This is a genomic window from Clostridium sp. CM039 (genome assembly GCF_055081075.1).
Window position 1 is genome coordinate 515885 of sequence record NZ_CM143649.1, and the last position, 19571, is coordinate 535455.

At 30.4% G+C, this 19571-nt stretch carries 14 protein-coding genes and 1 pseudogene; 13 read left to right on the plus strand and 2 right to left on the minus strand.

The annotated features are described in order from the left end of the window. Window positions 1–55: 55 nt before the first annotated feature. Complete coding sequence (locus tag ACWJJ2_RS02385) at window positions 56–1156, minus strand: iron-containing alcohol dehydrogenase family protein (RefSeq protein ID WP_462952926.1); 1101 nt, start codon at window positions 1154–1156, stop codon at window positions 56–58. Window positions 1157–1572: 416 nt separating this feature from the next. Between ACWJJ2_RS02385 and ACWJJ2_RS02390 the strand changes: the two genes are divergently transcribed. The 9 genes and pseudogenes from ACWJJ2_RS02390 to ACWJJ2_RS02430 all read left to right on the plus strand — a co-directional run bounded on the left by ACWJJ2_RS02390 (window position 1573) and on the right by ACWJJ2_RS02430 (window position 11930). Further along, complete coding sequence (locus ACWJJ2_RS02390) at window positions 1573–2283, plus strand: pseudouridine synthase (protein WP_216303111.1); 711 nt, start codon at window positions 1573–1575, stop codon at window positions 2281–2283. An 83-nt stretch (window positions 2284–2366) separates the two neighbouring features. After that, on the plus strand, window positions 2367–3239 hold the full coding sequence (locus ACWJJ2_RS02395) for a MurR/RpiR family transcriptional regulator (RefSeq protein WP_216303110.1): 873 nt from the start codon (window positions 2367–2369) through the stop codon (window positions 3237–3239). A gap of 189 nt (window positions 3240–3428) precedes the next feature. After that, a complete protein-coding gene (gene gdhA / locus ACWJJ2_RS02400; RefSeq protein WP_216303048.1) occupies window positions 3429–4781 on the plus strand; it encodes an NADP-specific glutamate dehydrogenase in 1353 nt (450 codons plus the stop codon). 470 nt (window positions 4782–5251) lie between these two features. After that, a complete protein-coding gene (ltrA, locus tag ACWJJ2_RS02405) occupies window positions 5252–6661 on the plus strand; it encodes a group II intron reverse transcriptase/maturase (RefSeq protein ID WP_462952630.1) in 1410 nt (469 codons plus the stop codon). A 270-nt stretch (window positions 6662–6931) separates the two neighbouring features. Further along, the gene (locus ACWJJ2_RS02410) at window positions 6932–8119 is read left to right on the plus strand and encodes a BaiN/RdsA family NAD(P)/FAD-dependent oxidoreductase (protein WP_253198179.1); all 1188 of its coding nucleotides are present in this window, start codon (window positions 6932–6934) and stop codon (window positions 8117–8119) included. A gap of 65 nt (window positions 8120–8184) precedes the next feature. After that, the gene (gene cmk, locus ACWJJ2_RS02415; protein ID WP_216303046.1) at window positions 8185–8847 is read left to right on the plus strand and encodes a (d)CMP kinase; all 663 of its coding nucleotides are present in this window, start codon (window positions 8185–8187) and stop codon (window positions 8845–8847) included. A 41-nt stretch (window positions 8848–8888) separates the two neighbouring features. Then, window positions 8889–9722, plus strand: a pseudogene (locus tag ACWJJ2_RS02420) (4-hydroxy-3-methylbut-2-enyl diphosphate reductase); the annotation flags it as partial. A 166-nt stretch (window positions 9723–9888) separates the two neighbouring features. Further along, window positions 9889–10947 carry a CotS family spore coat protein gene (locus tag ACWJJ2_RS02425; RefSeq protein WP_462953765.1) on the plus strand — a complete coding sequence of 353 codons (1059 nt, stop codon included), beginning with the start codon at window positions 9889–9891 and terminating at the stop codon, window positions 10945–10947. A 113-nt stretch (window positions 10948–11060) separates the two neighbouring features. Continuing rightward, window positions 11061–11930: a GNAT family N-acetyltransferase gene (locus ACWJJ2_RS02430; protein WP_216303043.1), complete on the plus strand. Its 870-nt coding sequence runs from the start codon at window positions 11061–11063 to the stop codon at window positions 11928–11930. A gap of 79 nt (window positions 11931–12009) precedes the next feature. On the opposite strand, the gene ACWJJ2_RS02435 is transcribed toward ACWJJ2_RS02430, so the two are convergent. After that, window positions 12010–12219, minus strand: a complete 210-nt coding sequence (locus tag ACWJJ2_RS02435) for a hypothetical protein (RefSeq protein WP_216303042.1) — start codon at window positions 12217–12219, stop codon at window positions 12010–12012. 269 nt (window positions 12220–12488) lie between these two features. Here ACWJJ2_RS02435 and miaB point away from each other — a divergent pair, with 269 nt between their 5' ends. The 4 genes from miaB (at window position 12489) to miaA (ending at window position 19571) form a co-directional block, all read left to right on the plus strand. Then, window positions 12489–13814 carry a tRNA (N6-isopentenyl adenosine(37)-C2)-methylthiotransferase MiaB gene (miaB, locus tag ACWJJ2_RS02440; protein WP_216303041.1) on the plus strand — a complete coding sequence of 442 codons (1326 nt, stop codon included), beginning with the start codon at window positions 12489–12491 and terminating at the stop codon, window positions 13812–13814. A gap of 143 nt (window positions 13815–13957) precedes the next feature. After that, window positions 13958–16648, plus strand: a complete 2691-nt coding sequence (gene mutS / locus ACWJJ2_RS02445; protein WP_462953766.1) for a DNA mismatch repair protein MutS — start codon at window positions 13958–13960, stop codon at window positions 16646–16648. Between the two features lie 43 nt (window positions 16649–16691). Next, window positions 16692–18629: a DNA mismatch repair endonuclease MutL gene (gene mutL, locus ACWJJ2_RS02450; RefSeq protein ID WP_462953767.1), complete on the plus strand. Its 1938-nt coding sequence runs from the start codon at window positions 16692–16694 to the stop codon at window positions 18627–18629. Window positions 18630–18644: 15 nt separating this feature from the next. Beyond that, window positions 18645–19571, plus strand: coding sequence for a tRNA (adenosine(37)-N6)-dimethylallyltransferase MiaA (gene miaA / locus ACWJJ2_RS02455; RefSeq protein WP_462953768.1), 927 nt, complete (start codon window positions 18645–18647; stop codon window positions 19569–19571).

Sequence of the window (19571 nt, forward strand, 5' to 3'; positions counted from 1 at the left end):
GGTTTGTAAACAACCTGAAAAAAAGCAAATGTTAATTTGCTTTTTTTTAAAATATTTATAATTTGAAACTATTCTTATAAATATTTAGTATATCTTCTCGCTTTACAGGTGTGGGATGATTTTTTAACTTATTATTGTTTAAGGTCATTTTGTCACTATAAGAACATACGTCTTCATAAGTTACACTATTTACATCACCAAGCATAGAGTTTAGAAAATAGCCAAGTTCATCTAAATTCTCTAGGGTTAATAGATATAAAATCTTTTTAACTTTACTTTTATCACCGCAAAATTCTAAATATGACTTTAAAAGTATTCCATTTGCTTTCCCATGAGGTATATTATGAAAATATGTAAGAGCATAACCCATTCCATGTGGAAGAGATGTTCCAGATTGCGCTATAACCATACCAGCTAAAGTAGAGGCTACCATTAGTTTTTTTCTTATAGTGTAGGTGAAATCTTTTTCTTTTATCATATTTAGACATTCACCAAATAATTTTAATCCCTTTTCTGCTAAAGCATCACTTAATATACTTGCGTTTGTTGACAAATATCCTTCTATTAAATGTGATAAAGCGTCTACTGAAGTATTAATAGTTATTTTTTCTGGTAAAAACATTAGATATTTTACATCCAGCAGAGCATATTCAGGAAATATTCTTTGACATATACCATGCTTTGTTTGTAGTTCATTATCTGTAACTATAGAATAAGGAGTTGTTTCAGTTCCTGTTCCAGCTGTTGTTGGCACGGCAATTATAGGTATAGATTTTAAATTTGGGCTTTCAAATAAATTACATATTGTATCATTTGGGTTATTTATGAGCACACCGGCTGCCTTTGCGGCATCAATGGGAGATCCCCCTCCGATTCCAATAATGAAATTAGATTTTTGTAATATTCCAAGTTTTGCAATGGCTTCTACAGTTTCTAAAGAGGGATTTTCTTCTACATTATTAAAAACATCATATTTAATTCCCTCTTTTTTCAGCGCATTAGTAACATCTTTTAATGAACCATTAGTGATTGAAGAGGTTTTACCAGTAACAATTAAAGCTTTTTCTCCATAATTACAAAATAAATTGCTATTTTTTAGTACTACGTCTTCATCTAGTAATATTTTTGTTGGCATGTAGTAATTAGTAAAGTTCATAGTATATCCTCCTTTTATAATAATATATTTTGTGTATATTATAGCATTAGATACATCAAAATAAAAACAAGTCAAATCTATTAGTAATTGAAGTTGTTAATAATGCAATATATTTCCTTGGAAATATATTGCATTATTAACGGTGCTTGTGTTTTAAAATGAAAAATAATTTTTCAACAATTGATTTTTTATTAATATACTATATAATTATCCGTGAAGACTTATTTATATATATATTAATTTTAATTTTAAATCAATTTTATTTCATAATAGATTATGAAATGTGGTTAGAAATATTTGGTGAAAAATACATTTATAGTGATATTCATTTATTAAGTGGAATTTAGCTTATGAAATTTTTTTAATAGGAGATATATATTTATACAGTGACTAAAATAATATTAGGAAGTGATATAGTGGAAGAACGATTGCAAAAATTCATGGCGAGCTGTGGTGTTGCTTCACGAAGAAAATGTGAGGAAATAATTACAGCAGGAAGAGTAAAAGTAAATGATTTAATGGTTACAGAACTTGGTCATAAAGTTGACCCTGAAAAAGATAGGGTACATGTGGATAATAAAATTATCAATATGGAAGAAAACAAAGTTTACATTGCACTAAATAAACCAGAAGGGATAGTATCTACTGTAAAGGACGAAAAAGAAAGAAAAACTATTCTAGATTTGGTGAAGGTAAAAGAAAGAATATATCCCATAGGACGGTTAGACTATGATACATGCGGTTTAATTATATTAACGAATGATGGAGATATCTATAATAAGGTTATTCACCCAAGACAAGCAATCAACAAAGTTTATTTAGCAATACTAGAAGGATGCCCAAATGAAGAAGAAATATCTAAGTTCTGTAATGGGATAGATATTGAAGGATACATTACAGCGAAAGCGGATCTTCAAATAAATAAGAGGGTTGGATTCAACTGCAGGGTTACAATTACTATACATGAAGGAAAAAATCGCCAAATCAGAAAAATGTGTGATGCAATAGGACATCCAGTTATTGCATTAAAAAGAGTTTCTGTGGGCAATATTTTATTAGGCGATATGGAAAAGGGTTCATGGAGAAACTTGACTGAAGATGAAATAAAATATTTGAAAAATCTATAATTAAATGATGCATTTTATGTGGGACATGAAGGAGTTTTTCATTTTATTTGGTTGGAATTAACATAGAAAGGATTGAGTTAGTTATGGAAAACAGCAAACAAGATTTGATGAGGTCTATTCAAATCAAGTTTCCACGGTTAAGCAAGGGGCAAAAATTAATAGCAGAATATATTTTAAAACACTATGATAAGGCAGCATTTATGACCGCAGCCAAATTAGGTACTAGTGTAGGAGTAAGTGAATCTACTGTTGTAAGATTTGCTAATGAGTTAGATTTCACTGGTTATCCAAAACTACAGAAAGCTCTTCAAGAATTAATTAAAAACAAACTAACTACCGTTCAAAGAATTGAGTTGTCTAACGACTTCATTACGCAAGAAAATGCATTAAAAGGTGTATTAAAAGCTGATATGGAAAATATTAGAGCTACTCTGGAGAAGATTAATTATAAAACTTTTGAGGAGATAGTAAATTCACTATTTAAGGCTGAAAGAATATACATAATCGGGCTTAGAAGTTCATCTGCATTAGCAGAATTTTTGGGTTTTTATTTAAATCTTATTTTAGATAATGTTAAGGTTGTAGCATATGGTGTCAGCGATATATTTGAGCAGATGCTTAATGTTAATGAAAAAGACGTAGTAATTGGAATAGGGTTTCCAAGGTACGCAACAAGAACAGTTGAAGCTTTGGCTTTTGCTAAAAGTAGAAATGCTAATGTTGTAGCAATTACAGATGGTTTATTATCTCCACTAGCTGCTAAAGCCGACTATACATTAATAGCTCAAAGTAATATGGCTTCATTTGTTGATTCTTTAGTAGCGCCACTCAGTGTAATAAACGCATTAATTATTGCTGTGGGATTAAGAGAAAAAGAAAAAATTTCAAGGACATTTTCTAATTTGGAGACCGTATGGGAAGAATATCAAGTTTATTCTTATAAAGATAAAGATTAGGATGATTAGTATGAGATAAGTGGATATAAATATTTGCTTTTTATTTTAAAATATAATTATAATTCTTTAAATGAGGAAGAAATAGTGCATACTATAAATTATGTGCAAAGTAGTAGCAATCTAATATATATATACATACATATATATATTAAATTCAAATAAAACATTAATTTAAGGAGGAAATAAATTATGGAAGTAAAAGAATATATAGAGCAAGTATTAGAAAATGTTAAAAAGAGAAATCCTAATGAACCTGAATTTTTACAAACAGTTGAAGAAGTTTTAGGATCTTTAGGACCAGTTTTAGAAAAACATCCAGAGTATATTGAAGCAAACCTTTTAGAAAGATTCTGTGAACCTGAAAGACAAATGATGTTTAGGGTTCCATGGATAGATGATGCAGGCGTTACACAGGTTAACCGTGGTTTTAGAGTGCAATTTAATGGATGTATAGGACCATTTAAAGGCGGTTTAAGATTTCATCCTTCAGTTTATATTGGAATCATTAAATTTCTAGGATTTGAACAAGTGTTAAAGAATTCATTAACTGGACTTCCAATAGGTGGAGGTAAAGGTGGTTCTGATTTCGATCCAAAAGGGAAATCAGATGCTGAGATAATGCGATTCTGCCAAAGCTTTATGACTGAACTTTACAGATATATAGGGCCAGATGTTGACGTTCCAGCTGGAGACATTGGTGTTGGAGGACGAGAAATTGGCTATTTATATGGACAATACAGAAGGATTAAAGGAACTTTTCAAAATGGAGTTCTTACAGGAAAAGGGTTAGCGTATGGCGGAAGTTTAATAAGACCACAAGCTACAGGTTTTGGGATAGCTTATTTCTGTGAAGAAATGCTTAAACATGAAGGGCTAGATTTTAAAGGTAAAACAGTAGCTACTTCGGGTTTCGGAAACGTTGCTTGGGGTGTTTGCACAAAAGTTGCTGATTTAGGTGGTAAAGTAGTTACACTTTCAGGTCCAGACGGATATATATACGATCCAAATGGAATAACAGGAGAGAAAATAGATTACTTAGTTGAAATGTTAAGGGTAAATAAAGGCTCGAGAGTTAAGGACTATGCTGACAAGTATGATGTTGAATTCCATGCTGGAGAAAAACCATGGAATGTAAAAGTTGATATAGTAATACCGTGTGCTACACAAAACGATATCAATATAGAGCATGCTAAACAAATAGTCGCAAATGGAATAAAATTTGTTTGTGAAGGTGCTAACATGCCATGTACTAACGAAGCAGTTGACTACTTCTTAGAAAAGGGCGTTAATGTAGGACCATCTAAGGCTGCAAATGCAGGCGGAGTTGCTACATCAGCACTTGAAATGAGTCAAAATAGCATGAGACTATCATGGACGGCTGAAGAAGTTGATGAAAAATTACATGAAATTATGATTAATATATACAAAAATTGTAAAGATGCTTCAGAAGAATTTGGATTTGGTTATAATCTAGTTTCAGGAGCTAACATCGCAGGATTTGTTAAAGTTGCAGAAGCAATGCACGCACAAGGAAATTATTAATTCTTACGTATATATTTCAAAGAGAATCCTTTTAGGGGGATTCCCTTTTTTATTGTGCGCCCGGCATGGGCGCAATCTAATGGGTGAAAGTCCCTAGCACGGGTTAATAGTGCCAAGTGCATAGCTTAAGACAAGGGTGTCCATCGTGAGATGGAATCTGAAGGAAGTTGGCGGCCAAACTCCGGTCTGACGAACAGAAACTACATATAAGGCATATGCTTGTGGGTAAGTTTGCAATACAAAACGAAGCCCAAAACTATTCGAAACAAGTGGTGTAAATGTAGCAGATAGATGGAGTGAAAGATTGCGTTCTTACCCGGGGAGATCTGATAGGTAAGTTGTGGATATGAATTTAGAAATAACAACCCATACAGTGATGTATGGCTGAACTATCAGAAGTCAGCAGACGTCATAGTACCATGCAAAACGCGTTAGCGTGGGAAGGACTGAACAATAGGAGGTTTGGAATTTTGAAGGATACGAGAAAATATGATAAAAGCAGACAACTTCATAAAGAAGGCTCTCTACGAGAGAATAGAGTGGAACTCGAAGGTAATGTAGAAGTGCATAGTATTTCCTCTATGTCAGAAGAAGGAAGAAACGATGTGAATGAATATGATAATGGTTTACTCGAGCAGATATTATCGAGAGATAATATGAATAAAGCATATAAAAGAGTAAAAGCCAATAAAGGAAGTCATGGGATTGATGGTTTGACAGTAGATGAACTTCTACATTATCTAAAAGAGCATGGACAAGAATTAAGGCAATCATTATTAGAAAGTAGATATAGACCTCTAGCCGTAAGAAGGGTAGAAATACCAAAACCTGACGGTGGAATTAGGCTACTTGGAATACCTACTGTATTAGATAGAGTTATTCAACAAGCGATATCACAAACTCTAATACCAATATATGAAAAGAAATTTTCTGATAATAGTTACGGTTTTAGACCTTTAAGAAGTGGAAAACAAGCTGTTGAAAAATGTAGGGGATATATTAATGCTGGACATACATGGACGGTGAATATAGACCTTTCTAAATACTTTGATACGATAAATCATGATAAATTAATAAGGATACTATCGGAAGATATTAAAGATAGTAGAGTAATTTCTCTGATACGAAAGTATCTACAAAGTGGAGTGATGATAAATGGGGTATTTATGAATACAGAAGAAGGAGCACCTCAAGGCGGGCCTTTGTCCCCATTATTAAGTAACGTAATGTTACATGAACTCGATGTAGAACTAACAAAACGAGGACTAAACTTTTGTAGATATGCTGATGATGCGAATATATACGTCAAAAGTGAGAAATCAGCAAATAGAGTAATGAAGAGTATTACGAGATTTATTGAGGAAAAGTTAAAGCTTAGAGTGAATAAAGAAAAGAGTACAGTAGATAGACCTTGGAAACTTAAATTTTTAGGATTTTCATTTTACCGAGCAAAAGGTGAATACAGAATGAGAGTTCCTCAAAAACCTATAATCAAATTCAAAGCAAAGCTAAAAGAATTAACTTCAAGAAGTAATGCGATGAGCATGAAATATAGGTTTATGAAACTTAAGCAAGTGATAGTTGGATGGATAAATTATTTTGCTATTGCAGACATTAAAAGTATTCTTAAAACACTTGATGAATGGTTAAGGCGAAGAATTAGAATGTGTTTTTGGAAACAATGGAAAAAGATTAAAACAAAATATGGGAACCTTGTTAAATTAGGAATACCAAACAATAAAGCTTTGCAATATGCAAATACAAGGAAAGGCTATTGGAGAACATCCAATAGCCCTATATTAAACAAAACATTGACCAATAAATACCTTAAAAATATAGGATTAGTTTCTATATCTGAGACATATTTATTAAAACATTAATTTCTATTGAACCGCCGTGTACCGAACGGTATGCACGGTGGTGTGAGAGGTCGCTAAATAAATTAATTATTTAGCTCCTACTCGATTTTTTATTTTTTAGTTATATAAAAGAGTGTGATATAATAGAATGCATATATTTATTTGAAATACGGTGTTTATTTTTAAATGAGGTTGAATAAATTAATGTATTATATTAATTTATAATTGTAAGTATTATAAGGGAGTGATTAGGTGGCAAAAGTAGTTATTATTGGAGGAGGACCAGCAGGTATGATGGCAGCTGTTACAGCTTCATCAAAACATGATGTGGTACTCATTGAAAAAAATGAAAAATTAGGAAGAAAACTTTATATAACTGGGAAAGGTAGATGCAATATTACAAATGCGAAGGATATTGGTGATTTTTTTGAACATATACCATGTAATCCTCATTTTTTATATAGTTCTTTATATTCCTTTACTAATGAAGATACAATGAATTTTTTTAAAGAATTAGGAGTTAACCTTAAGGTTGAAAGAGGAGATAGAGTATTTCCGCAGTCAGATAAGTCTTCGGATATAATAAAAGCGTTTAATATGGAATTAAAAAATAAAAATGTTAAAGTGCAATTAAACTCAAAAGTTAAAAAGTTAGTTAGGGATAATCAGAAGATTGTCGGAGTACAGCTTGCTGATGGAAGTTATGTTTATGGAGATTACTTTATATTATGTACCGGTGGTTTATCATATCCACAAACGGGATCATCTGGTGAAGGTTTATCTTATACTCGTTCTTTAGGACACAATATAATTAAACCTAAAGCATCACTTGTACCAATAGAATTTGATGAAACGTGGGTTTCGGATTTACAGGGTCTCTCTCTAAAAAATGTAGAATTAAAAATTACTAATAGTAAGAATAAGAGTCTATATAAAGAGTTTGGGGAAATGCTTTTTACCCATTATGGTGCTTCAGGACCTATTGTATTAAGTGCAAGTAGTTTTATAAAAGAAGGAGAAAAATTTAAGGCTGTGATAAATCTTAAGCCAGCATTAAGTGAAGTTGAACTTGATAAGCGAGTTCAAAGTGATTTCTTGAAATATGCAAACAAAGCTTTTAAAAATTCATTAGATGATTTACTTCCTAGAAAAATGATTAATACGATAATTCAACTATCTAATATTGATGAAGATAAAAAAGTGAATTCTATTACTAAAGAAGAAAGAAAAACCGTAGTAAATTTGCTTCAAAATTTAACGTTTAATATTAAGGGCCTTCGCCCAATAGAAGAAGCAATTATAACTAGTGGTGGAGTAGATACTTTAGAGATAGATGCTTCTACCATGAAATCAAAAAAAATTGATAATCTTTATTTTGCAGGTGAAATGATAGATGTAGATGCATATACAGGAGGTTATAACCTTCAAATAGCATTATCAACAGGGAATTTAGCTGGGAGTAATGTAGGGGAAAATTAATGCTACTTCCAGTAGCAAATTAATGCTATTAAAACTAGCAGTTTTATAAACGAGGGGTGAAGAGTATGGGAATTTCCGTTGCCATAGATGGACCTGCAGGTGCAGGTAAAAGTACTATAGCTAAAATGATAGGTGAAAAATTTGGTCTTATGTATATTAACACGGGAGCAATGTATAGAGCAGTTACTTTAAAGGCGATGAATGCAAACATATCAGAAAATAATGTAGATGATTTACTTAAAATGGTGGAATCTTTAGAAATTCATTTTGAAGAAGAACGTCTATTTGTTAATAAGGAAGATCTGACATATATGATAAATATGCCTATTATAAGCAACAATGTTTCAAAATATGCAGCTATTCCTGAAATCAGAGAAATACTTGTTAAGCTACAACAAAATATAGCCAAAAAATTTAATGTTATTATGGATGGACGCGATATTGGTACAGTTGTACTTAAGGATGCTTCTTTTAAATTTTATTTAACTGCGAGTAGCGAAGAGAGAGCGAAAAGAAGATACGAAGAATTAATTTCTAAGGATATAGAAGTTGATTACAATACTATTTTAAAGGATATTATAAAAAGAGATTATGTTGATACACATAGAGAGACTAGTCCACTTATAAAAGCGGAAGATGCTATAGAAATCGATTCTTCTGATTTAAGCATTAATGGAGTAGTTGAAACAATTGTGGAATATATTAATTTGAAAATTAAGAATAGTTAATTCAATATTTATTATAATGCCTTATATATGGAGGTGGCAGTATGAGAAAAATAACACTAGCAGATTCAGCTGGTTTTTGTTTTGGAGTTAAACGAGCTGTAGATACGGCTTTAAATATGAAAGAAAAATACAATAATGAAATCTATACACTAGGGCCACTTATTCATAATACTGATGTTGTGGATTTTTTGAAAGAAAATTCAATATTTCCTATAGAACTTGATAATATTTCAAGATTAAAAGAAAATGATACGATTATTATAAGATCGCATGGAGTATCTGAAAAAACATTAAATATTTTAAAAAAAACCAGCCTTAATGTAATAGATGCAACATGTCCTTATGTAACCAATATTCATAAAAAGGTGAAAAAATATTACGATTTAGGATATCATATAATTATAGTTGGAGATAAAAATCATCCCGAAGTTATTGGAATTAATGGATGGTGTAATGATTCTGCAGTAATACTTAAGAGTGGTACGGAGCTCGGTAATATATCAAATAAAGTATGCGTGGTATCTCAGACAACAGAGAGGCAGGCTACTTGGGAGGATGTATTAACCAAGGTAATAAAAACCTGTAAGGAAATAGTTGCGTTCAACACTATATGCAGTGCAACTGAAGTACGCCAAAAATCCGCAGAAAAACTTTCAATTAAAGTTGATGCTATGGTTGTTATTGGTGGTTTTAATAGTTCCAATACTACAAAGCTGTATGAAATATGTAAGAAAAATTGTGAAAATACAATACATGTAGAAAATTTATTAGGTATTACTGATGAATTTATAAAAGATAAAAATGTTAAGAGTATAGGGGTCACAGCTGGAGCCTCAACACCGGATTGGGTTATTAAAGAGGCAATTTTAAAAATGAAATAATAGATTATTGAAGCATAACATTTTCTTTAAGAAAATTTCTCGTAAAAAACGTGTAGCATAAAATTATGCAAGCACGTTTTTTTATAATTTTTACGAATTATTGAATACTAAATTAAATTAGCTAATATAATTTAATAGCACTATTATGGGAGAGAGAAAATTGAAAGGTAATGCAAGAACAATTGAGCACTTAAATATAATTACTAATAAAAAGATGCAAATATTAATAAATGTAGTTAGGAAGTATAAATTAGAGTTAATAACTGCTGAAAAAGTTAGAAGTGCATATAAGATTACAACAGATAATGGTGATTTCTGTTTAAAGAAAATGAGGCATGGAAGAAGTAAGGTTAAAAATGGTTGTATTTTAACAGAAGAACTACTACTTAATAACTTTACCAATACACCTAAATATTTTAGAACAAAAGACGGAGCTTTTTCCGTAAGCTATAAAAAAAATATATATTACTTAACAGAATGGTTAGAAGGCTGTGAATGTGATTTAACTGATATTGATGAAGCTGTGAGTTGTACAAAACTCTTAGCACAATTTCATAACGTATCAAATAAAATTGACCATAATAAAATCCATATACCAAACAATTTAAAGGATTGGCCGAAAATTTTCACTAACGATTTAAATGATTTTAAAAGATTCGAAAGAATAATTACTAACAAAAGGATAAAAAATGAATTTGATATTCATTTTCTAGAAAATATTGATAACTTTTATAATAGAGGTATGTCTTCCGTTAATATTCTAAATAAGTCACAGTATTATAAATCATCAAAAATAGCAAATGATAAGAAAATAATATGTCATAATAACTTTCGTTATCACAACATAATTAAAATGGATGGAGAGTACTTTATAATTAACCTTGATAGTATTATGAGTGATTTACAAATAAGTGATTTAGGAAAGCTTCTTCGGAGATTGATGTTCGAAAAAGCTTATGGGTGGAATTTTAATTTTGCTAAAATTCTGATTGAAGCATATAATTCTACTAATAAATTAAGCAAAGAAGATTTAGAGATAATGCTTGCCTTAATAATATTCCCTCATAAGTTTTGGAAGTTAGCGAAGAAAAGATATATGAAACAAAAAAAATGGTCTGAGACTAAATATTTGAATAAACTTAATAAGATAACATGTCACAATGAAGCTCAAGAGAAATTTTTTAATGAATATTTAAATTTTTTAGAAGAATATTCATAAATTATAAAAATTCATTGTAAAACTATTAATAATAGATTTATAATTATAAATGTATTAAAATTTTATAAATAATCAAATTTATTTAAAAATAAATATTAGTGGAGTAAAGTTAAATGTATAAATTAATAAGTCTAACTTTGAAAAATATTGAAAGTTTTAGAAAAATTAGTAGAATTAATACTAACTTTAGTTTATCGAATAAAGATTTCTTTGAACAGTATGATAATAGTAACATTATTCAAAAATTGTTTTTAAGAAAAACTGTAAACTTATTATTAGAAGAAAATAATTATATAGGTTATATATGGTTTGAAAAACATACTAAATATCATAGTTCCATTAATTCAATAAATGTAATAGAGGATAATAATTTAGTCTACTGCTATAAAATTTTAATTAGTTCACTGGTAAGTAATAGTTTGATAACTTATGAATGTGAAGATAATGGAATAAACATAGATATTTTAAATAAGCTAGGGTTTACTAGATTAAAGGGAGTTATGGAACTAGAACTAGAGTGTAAAGAATATTTTAATGCCCTCGTTCCTAGTAATATTACTTTTTCTATAGTAAAAAAGGGCAAAAATGAAAAAGAACGTTGTTTATTACAAAATGAAATATTTAAAAATGATGATAGAATTCCGATAAATGTAGAAGATATCTATTATGATGAAGCACAGGAATATTATTTTAATGAGGGCGCAATATTTATTAAACTAGATAATATACCCGTTGGATATGGTCAAATTATAGTTGAAGATAAGGCAGCAATCATAGTAAATTTCGGAATAGTAGAGAAATACAGAAAAGAAGGATATGGGAAAGTGCTTTTAAGGCATTTGCTTAATATAGCTATGGATAATGATTTTTCTAAAGTCTCACTTAAGGTGGATTCTAATAATGTTTTCGCTTTAAAATTATATATTTCATTAGGTTTTAATATTAAAAAGGAAGTTTATACTTGGAAAAAAACCAAAGCTTAAGAATGCATATAAAAAGTGATAGAGGATTCTATCTCTTTTTATATTTTATCCTCAATATCAGAAAGCATTTTTATTTTTGTTATAATAAGGAATTCTCACTAATGGAAGTGGTGGATATTCCTTCTGAAATGTCGTTATACTGGTTTAGTACAATTTCAACAGGAACATAGGATGCTTTTATGTTTAGCATATTACTATGGTTACACATACAATAATAACTTCTATCACCTATGCAATTGTATTGTAAACTCGTATCTTTTATAGTCTCTTCTTTTTTTGCATCATACATATAAAATCACTCCTTTTAGGTAGGTTATCCTAAAAACAGAAATTTAATCTAGAAATCAAAACAAATATAAGTGCTAATTAAAGAATCATAATATGTAATTTTTTCTATATTAAAATAGAAAATCAACTAGTAAGAGTATAATCTGATTCGTATATATATTTAGAATAGATTAATTATATAATCAATTATTAAAAATGACTTTAAAAAAGCTTTCATATTATATATAATGGTATGTATTAATACTTTTTTTTATAAAGGAGAATGCACTAATGAATAAAACACTTAATTATTACATAGAAACATGGGGATGCCAAATGAATGAGGAGGACTCTGAAAAATTATCTGGTATGCTAATACCTGTGGGATATAAAAGAACCTTGGATAAGGGAACTGCTGATATAATTATATTCAACACTTGTTGTGTTAGAGAGAACGCAGAGCAAAAGGTTGATGGAAATATAGGTGCTTTAAAAACAATGAAAAAAAATAATCCAAAGCTTATAATTGCGATTATTGGATGTATGATGCAACAAGACGGCATGGCGAAACATATAATTACTAAGTTTCCATTTGTAGACATTATTATCGGGACACACAATGCTCATAAATTCCCAGAGTACTTAAAGAGAATACAAGGCGGAGAATCATCTATCGTTGAAATTTGGGATAAAGAAGAAAATATTATAGAGGGAATTAAAATAGATAGGGGAAATAATCTAAAAGGTTTTGTTACAATTATGTATGGTTGCAACAATTTTTGCACTTATTGTATAGTGCCTTATGTAAGAGGACGCGAGCGAAGTCGAAAGCCTGAAGAAATTATTAATGAAATAACAGCTATGGTTGCACAAGGGTACAAAGAGATAACCTTACTTGGTCAAAACGTTAACTCCTACGGTAAGGGATTAACTCCTGAAATAAATTTTGCACAGTTACTTAGAAGAATTAACAATATTGAAAATTTAGAGAGATTAAGATTTATGACATCTCATCCAAAGGATTTATCAAATGAAGTAATGCAAGTGATTGCTGCGGGGGATAAGATTTGTGAACATGTTCATTTACCAGTACAATCAGGTTCATCTAATCTTCTAAATAAAATGAATAGACATTACGATAGGCAGGAATATTTGGATTTGGTTAAAGATATTAGAACCACAATACCTAATGTAGGAATAAGTACAGATATTATCGTTGGATTTCCTGGAGAAACAGATGAAGATTTTGCAGAGACTCTAAGCCTTATGGAAGAGGTGAAATTTAATTTAGCATTTACGTACCTTTATTCTAAAAGAAAAGGAACTCCAGCTGATGAAATGCTAGACCAAGTGCCAGATGATGTTAAGCATGAAAGATTTAATAGATTAATTGAAGTTGTTAACAGAAATTGTGCAGAAAGAAACAAAGAATGTGTAGGTAAAATAGTAGAAGTATTGGTAGAAGGGTATAGTAAAAATGATAAAAATAAATTAAGTGGAAGAACTAGAAATGGGAAATTAGTGAACTTCGAGGGAAATGACAAAGCTATTGGAGAGCTCGTATCAGTTCAAATAACTGAGGCACACTCTTTTTCACTTTTAGGTGAAGAAATATAAGGTGCATGAGAATAAATGCACATTAGGGGCATGAAAGTAAATAACAAGTCACTAGGATACTGACTTGTTATTTACTTGAATGTCCCTTATATAAAAATTAACAATTATTATTTACTTACAGATGAAAGCAAGGTGGTATGACAATGGCATTAACTCCAATGATGATACAATATTTTGAAATAAAAGAAAAGTGCAAGGACTGTATATTGTTTTTTAGATTAGGTGACTTTTATGAAATGTTTTTTGACGATGCGCAGGTTGCATCAAAAGAATTAGAATTAGTCCTAACAGGACGGGACTGTGGCCTTGAGAAAAGAGCACCTATGTGCGGAATACCGTACCATGCTGCTAACACCTATGTAGGAAGGCTAATTGCAAAAGGATATAAGGTTGCCATATGTGAGCAAGTGGAAGATCCAGCACTTACAAAGGGCATAGTTAAAAGAGATATTATTAAAATAATTACGCCGGGAACTTACACTGATTCCGGTTTTTTAGAAGAAACTAAAAATAACTATATTATGAGCATTTACATTGACAGAAAAATTAACTTCTGTGGAGTGTGTTTTTGTGATGTATCAACTGGTGAATTTACTTGCACAGATACTAAATTTAACATTGTTACTATATTAGATGAAATTTCAAAGTTTAACCCAAAAGAAATTATTGTGTCAGAGGATATATCTGAGGAGATACTGCGCGCTATAAAAGAAAGATTTAATGTTTTGTATTCGTCTTACCCAAATGAGTATTTTACCCTGAAAGACGAAAGTTTAATTACAAATCAGTTTCATAACTTTTGTGAGAATACATTCACACAAACTTTAATTAGCAGCATTTCAGGATTGCTTAGTTATATTATGGATACACAAAAAAAATCACTTTCTCACATAGATACTATAGAATATTATGATATTTTAGATTATGTAAGTTTAGATGCAAATTCTAGGAGAAACTTAGAACTCACGGAAACTTTAAGAGATAAAACAAAGAAGGGCTCTTTGCTTTGGGTATTAGATAGAACTAATACTGCCATGGGAGCTAGAAGGCTCCGTAAATGGTTAGATCAACCTTTAATAAGCAAGAGCTTAATAGATGAAAGATTAGAGGCCGTAGAAGAACTAAAAGGTAATACTACCTTCCACGAAGATTTAAAAGATGTGCTCGTGGATATTTATGATATAGAAAGACTTGTAGGGAAAATTTCTTCAAAGAATGTTAATGCAAAAGAATTGATTTCTCTTAAAAATTCTATAGGGAAAATACCAAGGGTTAAATCCATTTTAGCAGGACTTAATAGTAAATTAACGAAAAAAATATATTTAAACTTAGATGATTTGCAAGATATATACAATACTTTAGATAATTCTATTATTGTAAATCCATCTATTTCTATTAAAGAGGGAAATATTATTAAGGAAGGCTTTAATAGTGAAATAGATGAGCTAAGGCAAGCTAAGGCCCATGGCAAAGAATGGATTGCTACATTAGAAAATGATGAAAAAAGAATAACTGGAATAAAGTCATTAAAAGTAGGGTATAACAGAGTGTTTGGTTATTTTATTGAAGTAACCAAATTAAATATTGGGTCAATTCCGGAGGGAAGGTACATAAGAAAACAAACCTTGTCTAACGCGGAGAGATACATTACTCCTGAACTTAAGGAAATGGAAGAGAAAATTTTAGGAGCACAAGAAAAATTAGTCAATATCGAATATGAGGTATTTACAGGTATTCGAGAAGAAATTGAAAAACACATAGAAAGAATGAAAAATACTGCAAAGTTAATATCAGAAATTGATTGTTTAAGTTCCCTAGCTACAATTGCCCTTGAAAATAATTATACCAAGCCTAAAATAAATACTAAGGGTATTTTTAATATAAAAGGTGGGAGACATCCTGTAGTTGAAAAAATGATGCCTACAAATACTTTCATTGAAAATGACACATGCATGGATGCTGTGGATAATCAATTACTACTAATAACTGGACCCAATATGGCGGGTAAATCCACCTATATGCGTCAAGTCGCATTAATAACTATTATGGCTCAAATAGGAAGTTTTGTTCCCTGCATAGATGCAGATATATCCATATGTGATAAGATATTTACGAGAATAGGAGCTTCAGACGATCTTGCTGCGGGTAAAAGTACCTTTATGGTTGAGATGTGGGAAGTATCCAATATATTAGAAAATGCAACAAATAAAAGTTTAGTTTTACTTGATGAGGTAGGACGTGGTACTAGTACTTATGATGGACTAAGTATTGCCTGGTCAGTAATTGAGTATATTTGTAAGAATTCTAATTTAAGGAGTAAAACTTTGTTTGCTACCCATTATCACGAGTTAACAAAACTTGAAGGTATGATTAAGGGTGTTAAAAATTATTCTGTAGCTGTAAAAAAGATTGAAAATGAAATTGTATTCCTTCGGAAAATTGTTCCCGGTGGAGCTGATGAATCCTATGGAATAGAGGTTGCAAAGCTTGCAGGTCTACCAGAGGATGTAATAAATAGGGCAAATGAAATTCTAGCGTCACTAGAGAATCTTAACAATACTACGGAAATTGACTTAAGAAGCAATAAATTTTCGGAAATTAAACGACCTAATAAAGCTAATAATAAAAAAGATATTGAAAATATTGTGGCGAAAGAAGCGGCTGTAACTTATGTACCGAAGATAGAAAACGATGAAATTACTCAAATTAATTTTACAGACATAGAAAAGGATAATATGTTAAAGGAAATTAAAAATATAAATATCCTTAATCTAACACCTATGGATGGGTTTAATAAGCTATACGATCTAGTTAATAGGGCTAAGTTGCTATAGTGATAGGCGGGGGCTATAAAAATAGCTAAGGATGTGAGTTGTCATGAGAATTAATATGTTAGAAGTTGAAACTTCCAATAAAATTGCTGCAGGTGAGGTTGTAGAGCGGCCGTCGTCTGTAGTCAAGGAGCTCGTGGAAAACAGTATAGATGCTGGTGCTAAAAATATTAGCATAGAAATCGTTGATGGTGGTCAAAAAACCATAAAGATAACTGACGATGGCACTGGAATACATATAGATGATATAGAAAAGGCTTTTTTGCCTCATGCTACTAGTAAAATAAAATATGTTGAAGATATTTATAAAATACATACGTTAGGGTTTAGAGGAGAGGCATTACCAAGTATTGCGTCTGTATCTCATACTTTACTAAATAGTAGAACTGAAGAATCCTCATTTGGCAAAGAGATATCTCAGTCATCAGGAGATATACTCTACGTTAAAGAAGTGGGATGTAATGTTGGTACAACAATAGAAGTTAAGGATCTGTTTTTTAATGTTCCTGCAAGGCAAAAATTTTTAAAAACGCCTCAAAGAGAATCGGCTTTAATATCAGATATTATAGGCAGGCTTGCATTAGCTAACAATGAGATTTCTTTTAAACTACTAAACAATAGTAAAAAGGTTTTGTCTACATATAGTTCTACAAATCTTTGTGATACTATTAGATATATATATGGTAAAGAAGTTGTAGATAATATTACTAGTTTTGAAAGGTATAACGATATAATGTCTGTTCATGGATATATCGGTAATGCACAGATAAGTCGTGGAAGCCGAAATAGACAAAGTATTTTTGTTAATAAAAGGTATATTAAAAGTGGTCTAATTACAGCGGCCGTCGAAAATGCATTTAAATCTTTTTTGACTGTTCATAAATTTCCTTTCTTTGTTATATTTTTAGATATTTTCCCTGAGTATATAGATATAAATGTTCATCCACAAAAAACTGAAATTAAATTTCAGGAGGATAAAGCTGTATTTAAAATTGTTTTTGACGCAGTGCATACAGCAATTGCTGATAGTTTAAGAGGCAATTTTGATATACCAGAAGGCGATAAAGCAAATAGCAGTGAGAAAGAAATTGAAGAAAACACCTTAAGAAAAGAAATTTATGATTTTAACAGGACGGTAATAGATGAAAAGGATAGGGAAGAACTAGAAAAGAGTGTTCAAATCCCAATAGATTTTAATTATAAAACGTTAAACAATGAAACGGATAATTTTAAAGAATCATCTTATACAAATGTGAGTGATCTAAAAGTTACAAGTAATTATGGTAGTGAAGCTACTAATGAGTTACAAATCGCGCGGGTAAGTGAGAATGTTAAAGATAGTAATATAATTAATTATGAGACGGGTGAAATCACATCGCCAAATGAAGTTTCTAAAATTTCAAAGTTTCCAGAGCTTCGAATTATAGGACAATTCAATAAAACCTATATTTTAGGTGAGGTATATAATGAGCTTTACCTAATTGACCAACATGCAGCTCATGAAAAAGTATTATTTGAAAAATATAAAAAAGAAATTACAAATTCCGAGGTGCTATCCCAAATTTTACTTACGTCAATAGTAATAGAGCTTAATCAAGATGATTACACTTATTATATTGAAAATGAAGCAGTATTTAAAAATTCTGGTTTTGACATTATTGAATTTGGTGAAAACACAATAAGTATTAGGGAAGTTCCAATAATACTTGGGAAACCAGATATTAAAAATCTTTTTAATGAAATATTAGATAATTTAAAAAACATGGGCAGCGGTAAAACTGTAGAAGTTAAATATAATCGTATAGCATCTATGGCATGTAAAGCAGCTGTAAAAGCAAATAATCAGCTAACAGAGCTTGAAATGAACAAATTAATTGATGATTTAAGATATATTGATGAACCTTTTACTTGTCCCCATGGAAGACCTACAATAATAAAAGTTACACTTAATGAACTTGAAAAAAGATTTAAAAGAATACAATAGAAAAAAGGTGGAAACATGAAAGATTTATTTATTTTAGCAGGCCCTACAGCTGTAGGTAAAACAGAAATCTCTATAAAACTTGCGCAAAAGCTAAAGGGAGAGATCATATCAGCAGATTCAATGCAAATATACAAATGTATGGATGTTGGTTCTGCTAAGATTTCATTCGAGGAGATGAGGGGAGTTCCTCATCATCTAATAGATATAATAGAGCCTAGTGAAGAGTTTAGTGTGGCTGAGTTTAAAGAAAGAGCTGAAAGTGCTATTGAAGATATAAGTAATAAAAATAAACTCCCAATGCTAGTTGGTGGAACTGGGTTTTATATAAATTCACTAATATATAACTATAGCTTTGCGCGTACCAACAAAGATGAAGAGTATAGAGAGTATCTTACAAAACTTTCAGATGAAAAAGGAAACGAATATGTACATACCTTACTTAAAGATATTGATGAGGAATCTTACAATAAACTATATCCTAATGATTTAAAAAGGGTTATTAGAGCTTTAGAAGTGTACAAAGTAAGTGGTAAACCCATGAGTGAGTTTAAATCAGAGCAAAATATTTTGGATATTCCTTATAATGTACATTATTTTGTACTAAACATGGATAGACAAAAATTGTATAATAGAATTAACCAACGCGTAGATATAATGTTTGAAAATAATTTAATAGATGAAGTTATAAAATTAAAAGATATGGGCTACAATTCAGATATGCAGTCAATGAAGGGTATAGGATATAAAGAAGTGCTATACTATTTAAATGGTGAAATATCTTTAAATGAAGCTATAGAAATGATTAAACAAGGAAGTAGGAATTATGCTAAAAGGCAGCTTACCTGGTTTAGAAAAGATCCAAGAGTAACTTGGATTAATAAAGATGATTTTAGCAGTGATGATGAAATTGTAGAATATATTGCGGATATGAGTAAATTATAA

Bases quoted from the DNA above. Each gene is read 5' to 3' on its own strand.
- ACWJJ2_RS02385 (WP_462952926.1), bottom strand. From the start codon at position 1,156: ATGAACTTTACTAATTACTACATGCCAACAAAAATATTACTAGATGAA.
- ACWJJ2_RS02395 (WP_216303110.1), top strand. From the start codon at position 2,367: ATGGAAAACAGCAAACAAGATTTGATGAGGTCTATTCAAATCAAGTTT.
- gdhA (WP_216303048.1), top strand. From the start codon at position 3,429: ATGGAAGTAAAAGAATATATAGAGCAAGTATTAGAAAATGTTAAAAAG.
- ACWJJ2_RS02410 (WP_253198179.1), top strand. From the start codon at position 6,932: ATGATGGCAGCTGTTACAGCTTCATCAAAACATGATGTGGTACTCATT.
- cmk (WP_216303046.1), top strand. From the start codon at position 8,185: ATGGGAATTTCCGTTGCCATAGATGGACCTGCAGGTGCAGGTAAAAGT.
- ACWJJ2_RS02430 (WP_216303043.1), top strand. From the start codon at position 11,061: ATGTATAAATTAATAAGTCTAACTTTGAAAAATATTGAAAGTTTTAGA.
- ACWJJ2_RS02435 (WP_216303042.1), bottom strand. From the start codon at position 12,219: ATGTATGATGCAAAAAAAGAAGAGACTATAAAAGATACGAGTTTACAA.
- miaB (WP_216303041.1), top strand. From the start codon at position 12,489: ATGAATAAAACACTTAATTATTACATAGAAACATGGGGATGCCAAATG.
- mutS (WP_462953766.1), top strand. From the start codon at position 13,958: ATGGCATTAACTCCAATGATGATACAATATTTTGAAATAAAAGAAAAG.
- mutL (WP_462953767.1), top strand. From the start codon at position 16,692: ATGAGAATTAATATGTTAGAAGTTGAAACTTCCAATAAAATTGCTGCA.
- miaA (WP_462953768.1), top strand. From the start codon at position 18,645: ATGAAAGATTTATTTATTTTAGCAGGCCCTACAGCTGTAGGTAAAACA.